The following is an 18,780-nucleotide window of genomic DNA, read 5'->3' on the forward strand; positions in this document are numbered from 1 at the left end:
ACGCATGATCCAAAGCGCGCATTTTTGACCTTGAACCTCTAGTCGCTAGAGGACGTAGCCTGCTCCCGAAGTCTGAAGGAGCAAGGCATGGCAAGCAGCATTCGGGAAGCCAGATTTCGCGTCGACGGCATGGATTGCGCGTCCTGCGCGGCGAAGATCGATACCGCCGTCAGGCGTGTCGCCGGCGTGGTAGACGTCACGGTCTCGGTGACTGCCGGAACGCTGATGGTACGGCATGCGGACGGCGGCGATGTCGGTCCGGCGATCGTTAAGAAGGTCGGCGGACTCGGCTATAGGCTGGCTCCGCTCCCAGTCGCGCCAGAGACGAATCCGGTTCAGCTAGGCGATCATGCTTGCTGCGGCCACGATCACGGCAACCACGCCCTGCATAGCCATGGGCACGGTCATGCGCATTCGCATGACGGTGGGTCCGGGCTTTCCGGGTCTTCTGCAAACGCGGGCGGCATTTCCCCCTTGCAGGCCCCTTACGGACCCGTACCGTGGTGGCAGACGACAAAGGGCAAACTCACGGTCGTCTGCGGCACCGCTCTTGCCGCCGCCTACGGCATCGGCAAACTCGTGCCTGCGACCGAGCCCTGGATCTTCACGCTCGCCATGCTCGTCGGCCTGCTGCCGATCGCGAAGCGGGCGGTCATGGCGGCGCGTTCCGGCACGCCGTTTTCGATAGAGACGCTGATGACCGTTGCCGCCGCCGGTGCCGTCGTCATCGGCGCCGGCGAAGAAGCGGCGATGGTCGTCTTTCTCTTCCTGATCGGCGAATTGCTTGAAGGGGTCGCCGCCGGCAAGGCGCGCGCGAGCATTCAGGCGCTGACGGCCCTCGTGCCGAAATCGGCGCTCATCGAAATGGATGGAAAGATGGTCGAAGTCCCGGCGGAAAGCCTGCCCGTCGGCGCCGTCATCCTCGTTCGGCCGGGCGACCGGCTTCCGGCCGATGGCATAGTCGTCGCCGGTGACAGCAGCGTCGACGAAGCGCCGGTCACCGGAGAGAGCACGCCCGTCCTGAAGGAAGAGGGCGATGGCGTCTTCGCCGGCACGGTCAATGGCGAGGGCGCGCTTCGCGTGCGCGTTACTGCCGCCGTGGCCGACAACACAATCGCCCGCGTGATCAAGCTGGTCGAAGAGGCGCAGGAGATGAAGGCGCCGACCGAGCGTTTCATCGACCGCTTCTCGCGCTACTACACGCCGGCCGTCGTGCTCGTCGCGGTGCTGGTTGCGGTCGTCCCGCCGCTCTTCTTCGGCGGTGTCTGGCAGGACTGGATCTACAAGGGGCTTGCGCTGCTCTTGATCGGCTGCCCCTGCGCGCTCGTCATTTCCACGCCGGCGGCAATCGCCGCGAGCCTGTCGGCCGGGGCGCGCCGCGGCCTGTTGATCAAGGGCGGCGCCGTGCTCGAGGCGATCGGCAAGGTCACGGCCGTCGCCTTCGACAAGACCGGCACGCTGACCGAAGGCAAGCCGAAGCTTACCGACGTCATCGGCTTCGACAGGCCGGAATCCGAGGTCATCGCTCACGCCACCGCGCTCGAGCGGGGCTCCAGCCATCCGCTGGCGCAGGCGATCCTCGCGCGTGCCGAATCCGACGGCTTGACGCTGCCTGCCGCGGAAGGCGCAAAGGCGCTCGGCGGCAGGGGCATGTCCGGTTCGGTGGGCAACACGGCGCTTTTCCTCGGCTCGCCTCAGGCGGCCGGCGCGCGCGCGCCGCTCACCGAGGAGCAGCAGGCGCGGATCGAGGCCCTGCAAGGCGAGGGCAAAACCGTGTCGGTGCTTCTCGCGAACGGCAGCGTCGCCGGGGCGCTCGCCATGCGCGACGAGCCGCGCGCCGATGCCGTCAAGGGCGTGAAGGCGCTGACAGACGCGGGGCTCCGTGTCGTGATGCTGACCGGCGACAACCGGCGCACCGCCGGCGCCATCGCCGACCGGCTCGGCGGCATCGAGGTGCGCGCCGAACTCCTGCCCGAGGACAAGCAGCGCATCATCGGCGAACTCAAGGCCGAAGGCTTTGCCGTTGCGAAGGTCGGCGACGGCATCAACGATGCGCCGGCACTGGCGGCAGCGGATGTCGGCATCGCTATCGGGAGCGGAACGGATGTCGCGCTTGAAGCGGCCGATGCGGCAAGCCTCCACGCGCGCGTCGCCGACATCGAGGCGATGATCAAGCTGTCGCGGGCAACGTTGCGCAACATCTATCAGAACATAACGGCCGCGCTCGGGCTCAAGGCCGTGTTTCTCGTGACGACCATCGCCGGCGTCACCGGCCTCTGGCCGGCCATCCTCGCCGACACCGGCGCCACCGTGCTCGTGACGATGAACGCGCTAAGGCTGTTGCGTCCGCCCGAGAAGTAAACGGCCGATGGATGCCGGCAGGAAGGCCGAGAAACGCGAGCGCAACTCCATTCCCCGTGCTCCTTCACGCACAATCTCCCTGTGTATATTCGCGCTGGACTCTCACCAGTGATGCGGTGAGAGTATAAGGAGATCGCGATTGAGGGCTTTCGTGCCCAAAAATCGATGATAAACTTATACCAAATGGTAAAAAATGCCGGCACGGTTTGGGAAGGGGCCGAAGCGGGCGGCAAGGGGATCGCAAGCCAATATGGACGATATTGCCATCGAATTGCGTGGAATCGACAAGAGCTTCGGCCTAGTCCACGCCAATAAGAACATCAATCTGAAGGTTCGCAAGGGCACGATCCACGGCATCATCGGCGAAAACGGCGCGGGCAAGTCGACGCTGATGTCGATCCTCTACGGCTTCTATCAGGCCGATAGCGGCGAGATCCTGGTCGACGGCAAGCCGGTTGCCATTCGCGATCCGAATACGGCGATCTCCGTCGGCATCGGCATGGTGCATCAGCACTTCATGCTCGTGGAAAATTTCACCGTGCTCGAAAACGTCATGCTCGGCGCCGAGGACAGCCAGGTCCTCAACAAGGGCATCGCCAAGGCTCGGACGGAACTGAAGCGGCTCGAGAAGGAATATGCGCTGGAAGTCAATCCCGACGCCCTGATAGAGGAACTGCCGGTCGGTCTCCAGCAGCGCGTGGAGATCTTGAAAGCGCTTTATCGCAAGGCCGATATCCTGATCCTCGACGAGCCGACAGGCGTACTGACGCCGGCCGAGGCGGACCACCTCTTCCGCATTCTCGGCCAGCTCAAGGCGCAGGGTAAGACGATCATTTTCATCACCCACAAGCTGCGGGAGATCATGGCGATCACCGACGAAGTTTCGGTGATGCGCCGCGGCGAGATGGTCGCCACGCGAAACACGCGTGAGACCTCGGTCGAAGAATTGGCCGAGCTCATGGTCGGCCGCCGCGTGCTGCTTCGCGTCGAGAAGGGCGAAGCGAGCCCTGGGGACCTAAAGCTCGCGGTCCAAGGCCTCACCGTCAAGGACAGCCGCGGCGTCACGATGGTCGACGACGTCTCCTTCGAGGTTCGCGCCGGCGAGATCGTCGGCATTGCCGGTGTCGCCGGCAACGGCCAGTCGGAACTGCTCGAGGCGATCGCCGGCATCCGCAAGGCAACCGCAGGAACGGTGTTTCTGAACGGCAAGTCCGTCGATGTGACGGGTCATAGGGATCCGGCCGAACTCAGGGCTCGCGGCCTGGCGCACGTACCGGAAGACCGGCATCATGTCGGCCTCGTCCTCAAATTCGAGGAAAGCGAGAACGCCATTCTCGGCTACCACCATGATCCACGGTACCTCAACGGCGTCTTCCTGAACATCGATGCGATCCGCAAGGATGCCGAGGAAAAGATCGCCAAATACGACATCCGCCCCCCGAATGCGCGGCTGAAAACCGCCAATTTCTCCGGCGGCAACCAGCAGAAGATCGTCCTTGCCCGCGAGATGGAGCGCGATCCGGACGTGCTGATCATTGGTCAGCCGACCCGTGGCGTCGACGTCGGCGCGATCGAATTCATCCACAAGCGGATTATCGAGATGCGCGACCAAGGCAAGGCCGTGCTGCTCGTCTCCGTCGAGCTCGACGAGATCCGCTCCCTTTCCGACCGCATCCTCGTGATGTTTGCGGGCCGCGTCGTCGGCGAGCGCAGTCCGGACGCGACGGAAGGTGAGCTCGGCCTCCTGATGGCCGGCGTCGAAGGCCGCAAGGAGGCCGCAGAATGAGCACCCCTTATGCGAAACTCCCGGGATGGGTCGAATATGGCCTCATCCCGCTGATCAATCTCGCCGTTGCTTTCCTCGTCGCCGGTCTCGTCGTTCTGCTGGTCGGCGAAAATCCACTGGAGGCGGCCTATCACCTGATCAATGGCGCCTTCGGCCGGGGCGAATATATCGGCTTCACGCTCTATTACGCCACGACCTTCATCTTCACCGGGCTCGCCGTGGCGGTCGCCTTCCACGCCGGGCTCTTCAATATCGGCGGTGAAGGACAGGCCTATGTCGGCGGCATCGGCGTGGCGCTTGCCTGTCTGTGGCTCGATCAGACGATGCCTTGGTATGTGGTCTTCCCGCTCGCCATCCTCGGCTCGGTGTTCTTCGGCGCGCTCTGGGCATTCCTGCCCGGCTGGCTGCAGGCCAAGCGCGGCAGCCACATCGTCATCACCACCATCATGTTCAACTTCATCGCGTCGAGCCTGATGGTCTATCTCTTGACGCGCGTCCTGAAGCCGCTCGGGTCGATGGCGCCGCAGACGCGGACCTTCGCCGAAGGCGGGCAATTGCCGAAGCTCGACTGGCTGCTCTCGGCTTTCGGCCTCGATGTCGGAACGGCACCCTTCAACATCTCCTTCTTGCTGGCGCTGGCGGCGGCCTTCGGCGTCTGGGTGTTGATCTGGCGCACCAGGCTCGGCTACGAGATGCGCACCATGGGGCACAGCCCCTCGGCCGCACGCTACGCCGGCATTCGCGAAAGCCGCATCACCGTCATTACCATGATGATCTCCGGCGGCCTTGCCGGCATGATGGCCTTGAATCCGATCATGGGCGAGCAGTTCCGCATGCAGCTCGATTTCGTCCAGGGCGCCGGCTTCGTCGGCATTGCGGTGGCGCTGATGGGCCGCTCGCATCCGGGCGGCATCATCCCGGCCGCCATCCTCTTCGGAGTGCTCTATCAGGGTGGCGCGGAAATCGCCTTCGAGATGCCGTCGATCTCGCGCGACATGATCGTCATCATTCAGGGTCTCGTCATCCTCTTTGCCGGTGCGCTCGAGAACATGTTCCGCCCCGCCATCACGCGCGCCTTTGCAATGCGCGGCCAGCGCGCGGCCGCCGTCGTGCAGACCAAGGGAGCCTGAGCCATGGATTTCTTCCACGTTCTCGTCGTGCTCCTGGAATCGACGATCCGCGTCTCGGTGCCGCTCGTCTTCGCGGCGCTCGCCGGCCTCTTCACCGAGCGCGCCGGCGTCTTCGACATCGGCCTCGAGGGCAAGATGCTCGGTGCGGCCTTTGCGGCCGGTGCCGCGGCCGCCGTCACCCAGTCGGTCTGGGTCGGCCTGCTCGCAGCGGTGTTGATATCCGTGCTCCTGTCGCTGGTCCACGGCTATGCCTCGATCACCCAGCGCGGCAACCAGATCGTCTCGGGTGTCGCGATCAACTTCATCGTCGCCGGCTCCACCGTGATCCTCGGCGAGGCCTGGTTCCGCCAGGGCGGACGCACACCGGCGCTCGCCGAAGGCGCCAGGTTCCAGACGATCAACTTCCCGGATGCGGATATGATCAGGGAGGTGCCGCTGCTCGGTCCGATCTATGCGGACCTCCTGTCCGGGCATTTTCTGCTTACCTATCTGGCCTTCGCGATGGTGCCGATCAGTTGGTGGATTCTTTATCGCACCCGCTTCGGGCTCCGGCTCAGGGCCGTCGGCGAGAACCCGGGTGCCGTTGACACCGCCGGCATCTCGGTGATCTGGCTGCGCTACCGTGCGGTCATCTGCTGCGGCATTCTCTGCGGTTTTGCCGGTGCCTACTTGTCGCTGGCGATGACGGCCGGCTTCGTCAAGGGCATGACCGCCGGCAAGGGCTATATCGCGCTCGCGGCCTTGATCTTCGCCAAGTGGCGGCCGGCCAACGTCATGTTCGCCTGCCTGCTCTTCGGCTTCCTCGATGCGCTGTCGATCCGCCTGCAGGGCACGCCGCTGCCGGTCGTCGGCCAGGTCCCGGTGCAATTGATGCAGGCGCTGCCCTACATCCTCACGGTGATCCTGCTTGCCGGCTTCATCGGCAAGGCCATACCGCCCAAGGCGGGCGGCGTACCTTATGTGAAGGAGCGCTAGACAATGTCCAAGGACGAGCTCTTCGTCGCGGCGCGTGAAGCCATGGCAAAGGCGCATGCGCCCTATTCCAAGTTTCCGGTGGGTGCCGCCATCCGTGCCGAAGACGGCAAGGTCTATACGGGCGCCAACATCGAGAACCTGTCCTTTCCCGAAGGCTGGTGCGCCGAAACGACGGCGATCAGCCACATGGTGATGGCCGGTCAGCGCAAGATCATGGAAGTGGCCGTCGTCGCCGAGAAGCTCGCGCTCTGCCCGCCCTGCGGTGGCTGCCGTCAGCGCTTGGCGGAATTTTCCGGCGCGAGCACCCGCATCTATCTCTGCGACGAGACGGGGATCAAGAAGACGCTCGCGCTCTCCGACCTATTGCCGCACAGCTTCGAGACCGAGATCCTCGGATGACGGCGGCGGCGGAATTCCTCAAAGGCAAACTCGGCGCGCTTTCGCCGCGCTACGGCATCGTGCTCGGCTCCGGGCTCGGCTCGCTCGTCGAGGCGGTGGCGGACCCGGTCCGCATTCCCTACGGGCAGATCCCCGGCTTTCCGGTGAGCAGCGTTTCCGGCCACGCCGGCGAACTCGTCGCGGGCAGGCTCGGCGATGTTCCCGTCGCCGTGCTCTCCGGCCGCGCCCATTTTTACGAGCGCGGCGATGCCAATGCGATGCGCGTGCCGATCGAGACGCTGAAGCGGATCGGCGTCGAAAACCTGATTCTCACCAATTCGGCCGGCTCGCTGCGCGAGGACATGCCGCCGGGCTCCGTGATGCGCATCGCCGATCACATCGCCTTTGCCAGTGCCAATCCGCTGATCGGCGTCGAAAGCGACGAGCGCTTCGTCGGCATGACGAACGCCTATGATGCGGCGCTTTCCATAGGGATGGAGGAGGCCGCCGAGCGCCTCGGCATCCCGCTCGCGCGCGGCGTCTATATGTGGTTTTCCGGCCCGAGCTTCGAAACGCCGGCGGAAATCCGCATGGCGCGCATTCTCGGTGCCGATGCGGTCGGCATGTCGACGGTTCCCGAGGTGATCCTCGCAAGGTTCTTCGGGCTCAAGGTGGCGGCAGCCTCCGTCATCACCAATTTCGCCGCCGGCATGACCGGAGCGGAGCTCAGTCATGAGGAGACGAAGCAGATGGCGCCGCTCGGCGGTCAGCGCCTCGCAGCGATTCTGAAAGAGATGATCGCGAGCGGAGGCTGACATGGCCATGCTTCCTCAGGAAGTGATCCGGAAGAAGAGGGATGGCGGGGAGCTCGATCCGGCGCAAATCGTCGGCTTTATCGAGGGCGTGACCGACGGTTCGATCTCGGAAGGGCAGGCCGCCGCCTTCGCCATGGCGGTGTGGTTCTCCGGCATGAATCGCGACGAATGCGTGGCGCTGACGCTGGCGATGCGCGATTCCGGCGAGACGCTCGACTGGAGTGAGTTCGGGCGCCCGGTGGTCGACAAGCACTCGACGGGCGGCGTGGGCGACAATGTCTCGCTTATGCTCGCGCCGATCGTCGCCGCTTGCGGTGCCAATGTGCCGATGATCTCGGGCCGGGGGCTCGGCCATACCGGCGGCACGCTCGACAAGCTGGAATCGATCCCCGGCTACAATATCCAGCCATCGCCCGAGCTGTTTCGCAAGGTCGTCGACGAAGTCGGCTGCGCCATCATCGGCCAGACGGCCAATCTGGCTCCGGCCGACAAGCGCCTCTATGCGATCCGCGACGTGACGGCGACGGTCGATTCGGTGCCGTTGATCACTGCCTCGATCCTCTCTAAGAAGCTCGCCGCCGGTCTCCAGTCGCTGGTGCTCGACGTCAAGCTCGGCAACGGTTCCTTCGTGACGGATCCGGACGAAGCCAAGATCCTGGCGCGCTCGCTCGTCGACGTCGCAAACGGTGCGGGCGTGAGTACGTCCGCATTGATCACCGAAATGAATGAACCGCTGGCGGACGCGGCCGGAAACGCGCTCGAAATCGAGAACTGCCTTGCTTATCTCCGCGGCGAGAAGGCGGGAACTCGCCTCGATCAGGTCGTCATGGCTTTCGCGGCGGAGATGCTCGTCGCAGCGGGCACTGCGGCACACAAGGTCGAGGCCGAAGCCTTGGCGCGCAACGTCTTGGACAGCGGCGCGGCGATGGAGCGTTTCGCCCTCATGGTCCATCGGCTCGGTGGACCCGCCGATTTCGTCGATCGTTCCGAGGCATACCTCGAAAAGGCGCCGGCCGTCGTACCAGTGCCGGCCGCGCGGGAGGGCTACCTGACGGCGTGCGAGACGCGCGAGATCGGAATGGCGGTCATCGCACTTGGCGGCGGGCGCAGCCGTCCCGATGACCGGATCGACCACCGAGTCGGTCTCTCCCATTTGTTGCCGCTTGGAACGAAGGTGCAGAAAGGCGAGCCGATCGCCTTCGTGCATGCTGCCGATCGGAGCCAGGCGGAAGCGATGCGGGAGAGGATTGCGGGCCTCTACACGATCGGGGACGTTGCACCCGATCCGCGCCCCGTCGTCATATCCAGGATTACCTGACGAGATGGAGCGCGTCGTCCTCGACGCGATAGGACGATAGCCGGCTCAGGAAGGACATGCCGACGAGCATGCCCGAGAGCGCCTTGTCGGGCAGAACCATGGCATCGATGTTCTTGAGCGAGATGTTACCGATCTCTACGCGGTCCAGACTGACACGGGCAGCTTCGACGATGCCGTTGGCTGTCTGCACGCGTGCATTGAAGGCGAGGCTGCCGACGGCAATACCGAAGCGCCGGGCCGCCGACGCGTTGATGGCGATCGTGCTCGCGCCGGTGTCGACGAGCCCCCGCTCCGATCGCCCATTGATCCGGAATGTGCCGAAGAAGTGGCCGGCGCGATCCCCTTCGAGCACCACACCTTTGCTGCCCGCGTAGCGTGCCGTCGCCGCCGGCTCCGCGGCGCCCGCCGAGCGCTCTGCTGCGTTTTCGCTCTGTCGAGCGAGATAGGTCGAGGCAAGCTCGGGGACAAAGAGTGCGAGAGCGGCAAGTCCAGCAGCGAAGGCGAGGAGGCGTGTGATCATTCGGGGCTCCGGCGGGCAAGACGGAAACGAATCTAGTCTAAGCCGATCATCGCTAACGCCATGCAAAAAGCCGCCGGAAAACCGGCGGCTTTGCCGCTGTTTGTCAGTCTGGTTAAGAAAGCGAAAACTTACTTCGTACCATACATGCGGTCGCCCGCGTCGCCGAGGCCGGGCATGATATAGCCTTTCTCGTTCAAATGGCTATCGATCGCGGCGGTGAAGATCGGCACGTCCGGATGTGCGTTCCTGAAATTGCGGATGCCTTCCGGGGCGGCGAGCAGGCAGAGGAAGCGGATGTTCTTCGCGCCGCGCTCCTTGAGCTTCTCGATCGCCGCGATCGAGGAATTGCCGGTCGCAAGCATCGGATCGACGACGATGACGAGCCGCTCGTTGAGGCTCTCCGGCGCCTTGAAATAATATTCGACCGGCTGCAGCGTCTCATGGTCGCGATAGACGCCGATATGCGAGACGCGCGCCGACGGAACGAGTTCGAGCATGCCTTCGAGCAGACCGTTGCCGGCGCGCAGAATCGAAGCGAAAACAAGCTTCTTGCCTTCGAGCACCGGCGCGTCCGTTTCCTGAAGAGGCGTCTCGATCCGCTCGGTCGTCAGTTCCAGATCGCGCGTCACCTCATAGCAAAGCAGTGTCGAGATTTCCTTCAGCAACCGGCGGAAGCCTGCGGTCGACGTCTCCTTCTTGCGCATGATGGTCAGCTTGTGCTGCACCAGCGGATGATCGATCACTGTAACGCCGTCCATGGCTCACCTTCCCCGCGAAATTGGCATATCCCCCCTCTTTTCCATGGAAAGAGGGGAGGCCGCAAGGGTGTTCGTCCACTTGGTTGCGGATTGCGCCTCTCATCCCGCAGCCGCGACCTTCTCCCCGTTTTGACGGGGAGAAGGGACTCGAGGCACGCTCCCAAGTTCCCCCGCAGGCGGAGAGGACTAGGGTGAGGGGCAATCGCCGTCCCGGCTAGACATGCAAGGCTGCCAGCAATCTCTCTCTCGTGGGCTCGTCCACAAAGGCGGCTTCGATCGCCGTTTTCGTCATCCGGTTGAGGTCGCCGTCCTCAAAGCCCATCACGTGGAAGGCGATTTCGTATTCCTGGGCGAGTGACGTGTGGAAGAAGGGCGGATCGTCGGAATTGAGCGTGACGCGCACGCCGGCCTCGTAGAGCGGCCGCAGCGGGTGCGAAGCGAAGTCGGGGAATACCGTGAGCGAAATGTTGGAGCCGGGGCAGACTTCGAGCACGATGCCCTCATCGGCAAGGCGCTTCACCAGATCCGCGTCTTCGATCGCCCTCACACCATGGCTGATGCGCCTCGGCCGGACGTGATCGAGCGCATCGCGCACGCTGAAGGCGCCGGAAAGCTCACCGGCGTGGATGGTCAAGCCCAGCCCGGCGTCGCGGACGATGTCGAAGGCGCGAGAAAATTCCGCGACGCTGTGCATGCGCTCCTCACCGGCGAGATTGAAGCCCGTCACGAGCGGGTGGCGGCGCATGGCGGCATATTGCGCGGTGCTGATCACCGATTCCGGTCCGAGATGGCGAATGCCGGTGATCAGCATGCGGGATTCGATCCCGGTCTTCGCTCTCGCCGCCTCCATGCCGGCGGCAAGGCCTTCGATATAGGCGTCGGCCCCGAGCCCGATCGTCTCGCCGTGATCGGGCGAGACGATGATCTCGCTATAGATCGTGCCCGCTTCCGCGAGCTCCGTCAGATAGGTCTCGGCGAGCAGCGCATAATCGCCCTCGGTGCGAAACAGCGAGGCGACGGCGTCGTAGCATCTGACGAAGCTGGTGAAATCCTCCCAGACATAGGTCATGTCGCGGATAATCGAGCTGGTGTCGATGCCGTATTTCCGCGCCTGCCTGAGCGCCAGTTCCGGCGGCGTGGCGCCTTCGATGTGGCAATGCAGTTCGGCTTTCTTCAGATGTGCGGTCAAATAAGGCTTCTCCCATGTGGGCCCGGCGCGATGCCGAGATGTCTGGCGACGGTCTCGCCGATATGCGCGAAGCTGTCGGCAATGCCGAAGGGGCGGCTCCTGAGCGTCGGGCCGAACATCAAGACCGGCACGCGCTCGCGGGTGTGGTCGGTGCCACGCCATGTCGGATCGCAGCCATGGTCGGCGGTGAGGATCACGATGTCGCCGGGCTTGAGCCGACGGTCGAGATCGGGCAGGCGGGCGTCGAAGGCTTCGAGCGCGGCGGCATAGCCGGGCACGTCGCGGCGATGACCGTAAAGCATGTCGAAATCGACGAAGTTGGTGAAGACGAGATCACCGTCCTCTGCTTCCTCGACCGCCGCAAGGCTCGCGTCGAAGAGCGCCATATTGCCGTTCGCCTTGGTGAATTTCGTCACGCCCTGATGGGCGAAAATGTCGCCGATCTTGCCGATCGCGTGGACCGTGCGGCCCGCTTCCTTCAATCGGTCGAGGATGGTCGGCTCCGGCGGCAGCACCGAATAATCGCGGCGATTGCCGGTGCGGACGAAATTGCCGGCATTGTCGCCGATGAAGGGGCGGGCGATCACGCGACCGATATTGTAGTCGTCGACGAGCCGGCGAACGGTTTGACAGAGTTCGAGCAATCGTTCGAGGCCGAAGGTCTCTTCATGCGCGGCGATCTGGAAGACCGAGTCGGACGAGGTGTAGCAGATCGGCTTACCGCTCCGCATGTGCTCCTCGCCGTGGCGCGCGATGATTTCCGTGCCGGACGCGTGGCAATTGCCGAGGATGCCGGGCACCTTGCCCTCACGGCAGATCGCCTCGACGAGCTCCGGAGGAAAGGCATCGCCCTCCGGAGGAAAGTAACCCCAGTCGAACATGACCGGCGTGCCGGCGATCTCCCAATGGCCGGACGGCGTGTCCTTGCCGCGGGAGACTTCGCTCGCGGCGCCGTAGATGCCGTAGACGCGCTCCGGCAGTACCATGCCCGCGGGCGCCCGGCCCGTTGCGAGCTTCGCCGCATGCACGAGACCGAGCGCGGACATGTTGGGGAGATGGAGCGGCCCTTCGCGCAGTCCGGCGCGATCGGCGGCCCCCGCCGCGCAGAACTCTGCAATGTGGCCGAGGGTGTCGGCGCCGAGATCGCCAAAGGCTTCCGCATCGGGTGCGTTGCCGATGCCGAAGGAATCGAGGACGAAGAGAAAAGCACGCGCCATGAAACACCTGGAAAGAACCGGAGCGCGAACTGCAGAAGCGGCGAGCCGGTGCCGTTGAGCTTGCGCGGAGGATGGTCGCGCAATCCGGCAGAAATACCGCGCCGCCTCGTCCATTGCAATTAATGCATGTCGAAGTCTCCGGCGCTCTACAGGAAACGATTTTGAATGTCGCGCATCTTTAGAACCGCTGCAGCGGCGCGAAAATTGGAGAGCGGGTGTCGTACCCCCTCTGCCCTCCTCGATGATGCTGGCCCGCGCGATGCGCAGTGGTCCAATCGGATCGGATTCCCTTCGACCTCAGCAGTCGGTGCACTCGATCGTCGTGCCGAAGCGCTGTCGATAGTAAGAGGTCTTGGAAAGCGGAATCGTCGTGGCGTCGGACCCGAAAAGCGTAAGCTGGTGATTGACGGTGAGTTCGGTGCGCACCACGAATGCATTCAAGGCATCGAGCTCCGACGGCACGTTCGTGACCGAATTGAAGGCATAGGGCACCGTCGCGCCCTCGTTCCCGTCCGACCAGCCGCGGGACCAGACGACCTTGCCTTCCGTCGTGCCGGTTACCTGGATGCCGGTGATTTTCAAATCGTAGTCCGAGCCGTCATAAGGCACGAGCATGTTCTTCGTGACGTTCAGCATGTCGTCCAGAAAGGCCTTGTCCACGCCCTGCTGCTGCGTGACGATATCGCTAACGGCGCTCGATGCGCGTGCGACCTTGCGCGCGACGGTGAAGCCGAGCGAAAGCTCGAAAGCGCCGATATAGGCGCCGATCAGCAGTGGCGCGACGATCGCGAATTCCACGGCGCCGACGCCGCGCCGGTCCCTGAGCAGGCGGCGAAGCGGGCGGAGAGTGCGCCGGACGAGGGATGCGTGCATGCGTCTCATGGCGTCCTCAATAGTCTTCGTTGCGGAAGGTGGCCGTCGCGACCATCAGGTAGTCGCGCGGCATGCTGTCGCCGGCGGACCTGAGTTTGGTGACATAGGGCCGAACGAGATCGGTGATCACCTCCCAGCGGTAGTAAGCGCGCACCATGGTGAAATCTCGGGGACCGCCGGGAGCGAATTGGAAGCCGCTGGTGTCGAGATCGGAGCCCAGGCGCGGGACGGCGTCCGGAAAATCGCCGAGATCGGCGATCTTGCGGACATCGAGATAAAGCTTGGTGGGCTCGGTCGCTTCGCTCGCCGAGCATGTCATCATGATGGCGATCTCGTCGCAGAAAGCCTGGCGGAACTCGGCCTCGGTCACATCCGTCGGCTTGCCCTGATTGAAGGTGAGCTCGCCGGTGCGGATCTTGCGAGCCAGCGTGTCAGTCGCGTTCGCGAGCAGTTGCTCGCCGGCAAAGGCGACAAATGTCTCGATCGATGCGAAGACGACGATGAAGAAGGGCAGGGCGAGGATCGCGAATTCGATCGCGGTCGCGCCCTTCCGATCACCGATGAGACGCCGAAACGGGCCGCGGAATGAGCGCGCCCGAGAGGTGCATGCTTTCTCTTCGATCGACATTGCGCCGTTCCGTCATGTCAACTGGATCGGTGCAAAATACGCGACGACTGTTGAAAAATCGTTTTCAACAACCCGAAGAATTTTAGTGGTTTGGATTTCGTGATTGGTTAGTTGCTGCTGTTCGAGGTGGATGCCTGCCGCTCGGCGCGCTCGCAATTGGGCGTGCAGGAGAGAACCGTGCGTGCCGTCTGCTTGTAGACGCGCAGCGTATTGCCCTCGTCGATCGATACCAGGATGCGCTCGTCGACGATGGCGTTTCCGTCCTGGTCGAGGATGACGAGATTGGTCGTTCCGAAATTGCGTCCGGTGAGCACGATCGTCTTCGCATCCGCGACCGTCGCATCCGCCACGTCGGAATTGCCGATGATCACCTTGCTGACCGGCCGGTCGAGTTTCAGCACGCGCGCGTGATCCATATAGACGCGCATCATTTCCTCAGCCGCCTCCGCGATCGCCGGCGCGAAAAGCCCGAAAAAGGCAGCGACTGTAAGCGTGGCGACCCGTTTGGTCGCGTTGGGCGTGTTCATGGCGCGTCCTGATGGCGAATATGGCCGCATATTGGCGGCTTTTGGTGAATGAAAGGTTACGACGAAGCGCTGCAATTTAACCCGTCCTTTTTCCTCACATTTACCCAAGAAAGAGCGGTGCGGCTTTAACTTCACGGTAACCGGTTTCCTTAAGCGGAAAGAAATTAGGCCCCGCTAATTTCAGGGTATCCGATCAACGGCAACAGTTGGCGGAAGTGCTGAACAACAATCACGTGAAGTAGGAGAATCGCCATGAAGACCATTTTCGCCCGTCTGATGAAGGACGAATCCGGTGCAACCGCAATCGAATACGGCCTGATCGCTGCCCTGATCTCTGTAGCGCTGATCGGCGGCGCAACGACCCTCGGCGGACAGCTCGACGAACTGTTCACCGAACTCGGAAATGAAATGACCACTGCTCAAGACAACATGTAAGTGGCGGAATTTCTTTCGCTTTAAGAAGGGGGTCGTTTCAGTGCCTGAAGCGGCCCTTTTTCATATAGAGTTCGTGCGATCGTCGCATGCCCTTGATCATTGTTTCTTTCGAGCGCCCCCGGAGAGTTAGTTGACCATAGCTGCCGCCTTTGTCGTCTTTCCATTTTGCCTCGCCTTTGCGGCCACTTCGGATCTGCTGACGATGACGATCCCCAACCGGGTGTCGGCGATCCTGCTTGGCGCGTTTTTCCTGACGGCATTCTTCATTGGCCTCGGTTTCGGACAGATCGCGCTCCACCTCGCGGCGGCCTTCATGGTGTTTGCAGTTTGTTTCTGTCTGTTCGCCGCCAACATCATGGGCGGCGGCGACGCCAAGCTCCTGACCGCCTGCGCCATCTGGTTCGGCCTCGATGCCTCGCTCGTCGCCTTTCTGGTGTATGTCTCCATCTCCGGTGGCCTTCTAACCCTTGCGGTTCTGCTTCTCCGCTCTAATGAGAATGCGATCCTTGCCGCCCGCATTCCGGCGCCGCGCCTTTTGCTGACCTCGCAGAAGATTCCGTACGGCGTCGCGATCGCCCTCGGCGGCTTCGCCGCGTATCCCTCATCGCCGCTGATGCAGGCCGCTTTCGCGCAACTCTCCTAGCCGAGGTTCTATTGCCGAGGGGGCACGTAGCGTTTCATTAACCATTCATATAAGCGATCCGTTAACCATAATTACACCAATTCCTGATCAATCTGACCCAGGGCAATTCCTGGGGCTTTGAGACGATCATGAAACCGGTGCGCATCATCATTCTGGCGGTGGCCGTCGGCTCGGCCGCCTTGGCTGGGCTTTTGGCGATGAAACTCACCCGCGCTCCCGCCCCGCATATGGCAGAACCCGTCATGGAGCAGGCCCCAGCCATTAACGTCCTTGTCGCCAGCAAGAGCCTGCCCGTGGGCTCCCGTCTCGGCGCTGATTCTATCCGCTGGATGGCTTGGCCGAAGGACGGCGTGGCCGAGGGCATGATCACCGAGGAAAATCGTCCGAGTGCCGTTGACGATCTTTCTGGCGCGGTCGTGCGTCTGCCGCTCTTCACCGGAGAGCCGGTCCGCCAGGAAAAGATCGCCGACGCCTCGAATCGCATCATGTCGTCGCTGCTCCCGGCCGGAAAGCGCGCCGTCGCAACGGAAATCACGGTCGCGACCGGCGCCGGCGGCTTCATCCTGCCGAACGACCGTGTCGACGTGATCATGGTGCGCAAGTCCGACGGCGACCTCTACCTGACCGAAACGGTGCTGAGCAATGTCCGTGTGCTCGCGATCGATCAGCAGGTGGAGGAGAAGGAGGACGGGTCCAAGGCCGTCGTCGGTACCACCGCGACCCTCGAGCTGACGCCGGATCAATCGAAAGTCATGACGGTGGCGCAGCAGATGGCCGAACGCATCTCGCTGGCGCTCCGCAGCGTCGCCGACGCGCAGGAGCCCGATACCAACGCTGCCGACCACCTCTTGAGCGGCGACGGCGGGCCGAGCATCCAGCTCATCAAATCGGGCTCAATCGTCAAAAGCGACGGCGCCGCTGTCCAGAACCAGCAATAAGAATAGACGGGGCGCAAGGTGAAGCGAAACGGACACAAATTTCGGGCCACATTCGCAGCCGGCCTCTCCTTCTGCCTGACATTCTCGGGCATGACGGTGCCTGCGGCCGAGGCCGCCGCCTCGTCTGTTGTCAGGATCGCCGAAAGCGGTCCGGGCGTGCGCAAGATCATCAATCTCGGCCTCAACAAGGCGGTTGTCGTCGACCTGCCGACCGACGCCCATGATATCCTCGTTGCCGACCCGTCGATGGCCGACGCGGTCACGCGCACCTCCCGGCGCATCTACCTTTTCGGCAAGTCGGTCGGCCAGACGAACATCTTCGTCTTCGGCCGGAACGGAGAGGAGATCGTCAGCCTCGAGGTTTCCGTCGAGCGCGACGTCGCCGGTCTCGAGGCGAACCTGCGCCGCTTCATTCCGGATGCCGACATCAACGTCGAGATCATATCGGACAACGTCGTCCTGACAGGCACGGTGCGCACGCCGCTCGACTCCACCAAGGCCGTCGATCTCGCCCGCGCCTTCCTGAAAGGCGGCGAGGCGACGACCCGCAACATCACTGCGCAGGGCAACAACGGCGACGCCGATATCTTCGCCGAAGATCGCCAGACCTCGCAGATCGTCAACCTGCTGACGATCGAGGGCGACGACCAGGTCACGCTGAAGGTGACCGTTGCCGAGGTCAGCCGGCAGGTGCTGAAGCAGCTCGGCTTCAACGGACGCGTATCCGATGGCGAAAGCGGCATCAGCTTCCGCAACCCGGCCAATCTCGGCGACGCGATCGGCGTTGGCACGAACGCAATTATCAGGGGCTCGATCGGCCCCACCACCATTGCTAGCTACATTAATGCGATGGAGCAGGCCGGCGTCATGCGCACGCTTGCCGAGCCGAGTCTTACCGCGATCTCCGGTCAGGAGGCGAAGTTCTACGTCGGCGGCGAGTTCCGGCTCGCCGGCGTCCAGGAAGTGAAGCGTGACGAGGAAACCGGCGAAACCACGGTCGAGCGTGAGGTCAACGATGTCGAATACGGTATCAGACTGAACTTCAAGCCGGTCGTTCTCGGCCCGGGCCGCATCAGCCTGCAGATCCAGACGGATGTCTCCGAGCCCACCTACGAAGGCTCAGTGGTCACGGGCAATAGCATGACTACTATTCCCGGCAACACCTTCCTCGGCATCCGCCGGCGCGAGGCCTCGACGAGCGTCGAACTGCCGTCCGGCGGCTCGATCGTCATCGCCGGTCTGGTCCAGGACAACATCCGCCAGGCGATGTCGGGTCTGCCTGCCGCTTCGAAGATCCCGATCCTCGGCACGCTCTTCCGCAGCAAGGACTTCCAGCGCAACGAGACGGAGCTCGTCATCATCGCCACACCCTATCTCGTGCGCCCGGTCGCCCGCAGCGCGATTTCTCGTCCAGACGACAATTTCAATCCGGCCAATGATCTCGAGAGCTTCTTCCTCGGCCGCGTCAACCGGATCTATGGCCGGCCGGAGGCACAGCCGCCCGTGGGCCGCTATCACGGTAACGTCGGCTTCATCTACAAATAGGTCGGGTCCATGAAAAAGCGCAACGCAGCCCGAACAGACTCGAAAGGCAGCCTTCCATGGCCCTGACCTGCTTTCCACTCCGTGCGGCCGCAGTCGCCCTTGTCGCCGGCCTGCTTGCGGGCTGCGCCAACAAGGACAAGCTCGCGACCGGCTCGATCCCCGACGATTACCGCACGCGCCACCCGATCGTCATTGCCGAAGGGGAGCGGACGATCGACATACCCGTCGCCTCGGGCGATACGCGGCTCACCCAGGGGACGCGCGACGTCATCCGCGGCTTTGCCGCCGAATACCGAAACGCGTCGAGCGGCGTGATCCAGATCATGCTGCCGCGCGGATCGGTGAACAGCCATGCTGCGCAGATCGCCCGTAAGGAAATCCGTCGTCTGCTCGCGGCAACGGGCGTGTCGCCGAAGAAGATCCTCGAAACCAGCTACGAGGCCGGCGCCACGGGTGACGCTGCGCCCATTCGCCTGAGCTATGTCGCGATCACCGCGCAGACGGCGCCCTGCGGCGAATGGCCCGAGGATGTCACGCTGAATACGCTGGAGAACCGCAACTACTATAATTTCGGCTGCGCCTCACAGTCCAATCTCGCAGCCCAGATCGCCAATCCGACGGACCTCATCGGTCCGCGCCAGATGTCGCCGATCGACGCGGAACAGCGTGGCGAAGTGATCAAGACCTGGCGCGGCACCGATACGGGCGACGGCGGAACGACGATCGTCTTCAACTGATGCGGAG

At 63.4% G+C, this 18,780-nt stretch carries 19 protein-coding genes; 12 read left to right on the forward strand and 7 right to left on the reverse strand.

Annotated features, from left to right (window positions below; genetic code table 11):
- The first annotated feature begins 87 nt into the window (after positions 1–87).
- The 7 genes from M728_RS16350 (at position 88) to deoA (ending at position 8,763) form a co-directional block, all read left to right on the forward strand.
- The gene (locus M728_RS16350; protein ID WP_026622441.1) at positions 88–2,361 is read left to right on the forward strand and encodes a heavy metal translocating P-type ATPase; all 2,274 of its coding nucleotides are present in this window, start codon (positions 88–90) and stop codon (positions 2,359–2,361) included.
- Between the two features lie 250 nt (positions 2,362–2,611).
- Complete coding sequence (locus M728_RS16355; protein ID WP_026622440.1) at positions 2,612–4,147, forward strand: ABC transporter ATP-binding protein; 1,536 nt, start codon at positions 2,612–2,614, stop codon at positions 4,145–4,147.
- The gene (locus tag M728_RS16360) at positions 4,144–5,277 is read left to right on the forward strand and encodes an ABC transporter permease (RefSeq protein ID WP_026622439.1); all 1,134 of its coding nucleotides are present in this window, start codon (positions 4,144–4,146) and stop codon (positions 5,275–5,277) included. Before M728_RS16355 ends, M728_RS16360 begins: the two co-directional genes overlap by 4 nt.
- A gap of 3 nt (positions 5,278–5,280) precedes the next feature.
- Positions 5,281–6,252: an ABC transporter permease gene (locus M728_RS16365; RefSeq protein WP_026622438.1), complete on the forward strand. Its 972-nt coding sequence runs from the start codon at positions 5,281–5,283 to the stop codon at positions 6,250–6,252.
- A gap of 3 nt (positions 6,253–6,255) precedes the next feature.
- Complete coding sequence (locus M728_RS16370) at positions 6,256–6,651, forward strand: cytidine deaminase (RefSeq protein ID WP_026622437.1); 396 nt, start codon at positions 6,256–6,258, stop codon at positions 6,649–6,651.
- A complete protein-coding gene (locus M728_RS16375; RefSeq protein WP_026622436.1) occupies positions 6,648–7,445 on the forward strand; it encodes a purine-nucleoside phosphorylase in 798 nt (265 codons plus the stop codon). Before M728_RS16370 ends, M728_RS16375 begins: the two co-directional genes overlap by 4 nt.
- 1 nt (position 7,446) lies before the next feature.
- Complete coding sequence (gene deoA / locus M728_RS16380; protein ID WP_026622435.1) at positions 7,447–8,763, forward strand: thymidine phosphorylase; 1,317 nt, start codon at positions 7,447–7,449, stop codon at positions 8,761–8,763.
- On the opposite strand, the gene M728_RS16385 is transcribed toward deoA, so the two are convergent.
- The 7 genes from M728_RS16385 to M728_RS16415 form a co-directional block, all read right to left on the reverse strand.
- On the reverse strand, positions 8,756–9,283 hold the full coding sequence (locus M728_RS16385; protein WP_026622434.1) for a TIGR02281 family clan AA aspartic protease: 528 nt from the start codon (positions 9,281–9,283) through the stop codon (positions 8,756–8,758). The genes deoA and M728_RS16385 overlap by 8 nt on opposite strands.
- Positions 9,284–9,411: 128 nt before the next feature.
- Complete coding sequence (gene upp / locus M728_RS16390) at positions 9,412–10,041, reverse strand: uracil phosphoribosyltransferase (protein ID WP_026616678.1); 630 nt, start codon at positions 10,039–10,041, stop codon at positions 9,412–9,414.
- A gap of 214 nt (positions 10,042–10,255) precedes the next feature.
- A complete protein-coding gene (locus tag M728_RS16395) occupies positions 10,256–11,230 on the reverse strand; it encodes an adenosine deaminase (protein ID WP_026622433.1) in 975 nt (324 codons plus the stop codon).
- Entirely contained in the window at positions 11,227–12,447 is a 1,221-nt protein-coding gene (locus M728_RS16400) for a phosphopentomutase (RefSeq protein ID WP_026622432.1), read from the reverse strand. The genes M728_RS16395 and M728_RS16400 overlap by 4 nt, the downstream gene beginning before the upstream one ends.
- A 297-nt stretch (positions 12,448–12,744) precedes the next feature.
- Positions 12,745–13,329, reverse strand: a complete 585-nt coding sequence (locus tag M728_RS16405) for a TadE/TadG family type IV pilus assembly protein (protein WP_026622431.1) — start codon at positions 13,327–13,329, stop codon at positions 12,745–12,747.
- A gap of 7 nt (positions 13,330–13,336) precedes the next feature.
- Entirely contained in the window at positions 13,337–13,948 is a 612-nt protein-coding gene (locus M728_RS16410) for a TadE/TadG family type IV pilus assembly protein (RefSeq protein ID WP_026622430.1), read from the reverse strand.
- 107 nt (positions 13,949–14,055) lie between these two features.
- On the reverse strand, positions 14,056–14,475 hold the full coding sequence (locus M728_RS16415) for a pilus assembly protein N-terminal domain-containing protein (protein WP_026622429.1): 420 nt from the start codon (positions 14,473–14,475) through the stop codon (positions 14,056–14,058).
- Positions 14,476–14,727: 252 nt separating this feature from the next.
- Here M728_RS16415 and M728_RS16420 point away from each other — a divergent pair, with 252 nt between their 5' ends.
- From M728_RS16420 to M728_RS16440, 5 genes are all read left to right on the forward strand, one after another.
- Positions 14,728–14,910 carry a Flp family type IVb pilin gene (locus M728_RS16420; RefSeq protein ID WP_026622428.1) on the forward strand — a complete coding sequence of 61 codons (183 nt, stop codon included), beginning with the start codon at positions 14,728–14,730 and terminating at the stop codon, positions 14,908–14,910.
- Positions 14,911–15,040: 130 nt separating this feature from the next.
- Positions 15,041–15,553 carry a prepilin peptidase gene (locus M728_RS16425; protein WP_026622427.1) on the forward strand — a complete coding sequence of 171 codons (513 nt, stop codon included), beginning with the start codon at positions 15,041–15,043 and terminating at the stop codon, positions 15,551–15,553.
- Between the two features lie 128 nt (positions 15,554–15,681).
- The gene (gene cpaB / locus M728_RS16430; protein WP_026622426.1) at positions 15,682–16,491 is read left to right on the forward strand and encodes a Flp pilus assembly protein CpaB; all 810 of its coding nucleotides are present in this window, start codon (positions 15,682–15,684) and stop codon (positions 16,489–16,491) included.
- Between the two features lie 90 nt (positions 16,492–16,581).
- The gene (locus M728_RS16435; protein ID WP_245269780.1) at positions 16,582–18,036 is read left to right on the forward strand and encodes a type II and III secretion system protein family protein; all 1,455 of its coding nucleotides are present in this window, start codon (positions 16,582–16,584) and stop codon (positions 18,034–18,036) included.
- A gap of 56 nt (positions 18,037–18,092) precedes the next feature.
- Positions 18,093–18,773: a CpaD family pilus assembly protein gene (locus tag M728_RS16440; protein WP_026622424.1), complete on the forward strand. Its 681-nt coding sequence runs from the start codon at positions 18,093–18,095 to the stop codon at positions 18,771–18,773.
- Positions 18,774–18,780 lie beyond the last annotated feature (7 nt).

The sequence above is a fragment of the Ensifer sp. WSM1721 genome (assembly GCF_000513895.2).
In the GTDB taxonomy this organism is placed as follows: Bacteria; Pseudomonadota; Alphaproteobacteria; order Rhizobiales; family Rhizobiaceae; genus Sinorhizobium.

Bases quoted from the DNA above. Each gene is read 5' to 3' on its own strand.
- M728_RS16350 (WP_026622441.1), top strand. From the start codon at position 88: ATGGCAAGCAGCATTCGGGAAGCCAGATTTCGCGTCGACGGCATGGAT.
- M728_RS16355 (WP_026622440.1), top strand. From the start codon at position 2,612: ATGGACGATATTGCCATCGAATTGCGTGGAATCGACAAGAGCTTCGGC.
- M728_RS16360 (WP_026622439.1), top strand. From the start codon at position 4,144: ATGAGCACCCCTTATGCGAAACTCCCGGGATGGGTCGAATATGGCCTC.
- M728_RS16365 (WP_026622438.1), top strand. From the start codon at position 5,281: ATGGATTTCTTCCACGTTCTCGTCGTGCTCCTGGAATCGACGATCCGC.
- M728_RS16370 (WP_026622437.1), top strand. From the start codon at position 6,256: ATGTCCAAGGACGAGCTCTTCGTCGCGGCGCGTGAAGCCATGGCAAAG.
- M728_RS16375 (WP_026622436.1), top strand. From the start codon at position 6,648: ATGACGGCGGCGGCGGAATTCCTCAAAGGCAAACTCGGCGCGCTTTCG.
- deoA (WP_026622435.1), top strand. From the start codon at position 7,447: ATGGCCATGCTTCCTCAGGAAGTGATCCGGAAGAAGAGGGATGGCGGG.
- M728_RS16385 (WP_026622434.1), bottom strand. From the start codon at position 9,283: ATGATCACACGCCTCCTCGCCTTCGCTGCTGGACTTGCCGCTCTCGCA.
- upp (WP_026616678.1), bottom strand. From the start codon at position 10,041: ATGGACGGCGTTACAGTGATCGATCATCCGCTGGTGCAGCACAAGCTG.
- M728_RS16400 (WP_026622432.1), bottom strand. From the start codon at position 12,447: ATGGCGCGTGCTTTTCTCTTCGTCCTCGATTCCTTCGGCATCGGCAAC.
- M728_RS16405 (WP_026622431.1), bottom strand. From the start codon at position 13,329: ATGAGACGCATGCACGCATCCCTCGTCCGGCGCACTCTCCGCCCGCTT.
- M728_RS16410 (WP_026622430.1), bottom strand. From the start codon at position 13,948: ATGTCGATCGAAGAGAAAGCATGCACCTCTCGGGCGCGCTCATTCCGC.
- M728_RS16415 (WP_026622429.1), bottom strand. From the start codon at position 14,475: ATGAACACGCCCAACGCGACCAAACGGGTCGCCACGCTTACAGTCGCT.
- M728_RS16420 (WP_026622428.1), top strand. From the start codon at position 14,728: ATGAAGACCATTTTCGCCCGTCTGATGAAGGACGAATCCGGTGCAACC.
- cpaB (WP_026622426.1), top strand. From the start codon at position 15,682: ATGAAACCGGTGCGCATCATCATTCTGGCGGTGGCCGTCGGCTCGGCC.
- M728_RS16435 (WP_245269780.1), top strand. From the start codon at position 16,582: ATGACGGTGCCTGCGGCCGAGGCCGCCGCCTCGTCTGTTGTCAGGATC.
- M728_RS16440 (WP_026622424.1), top strand. From the start codon at position 18,093: ATGGCCCTGACCTGCTTTCCACTCCGTGCGGCCGCAGTCGCCCTTGTC.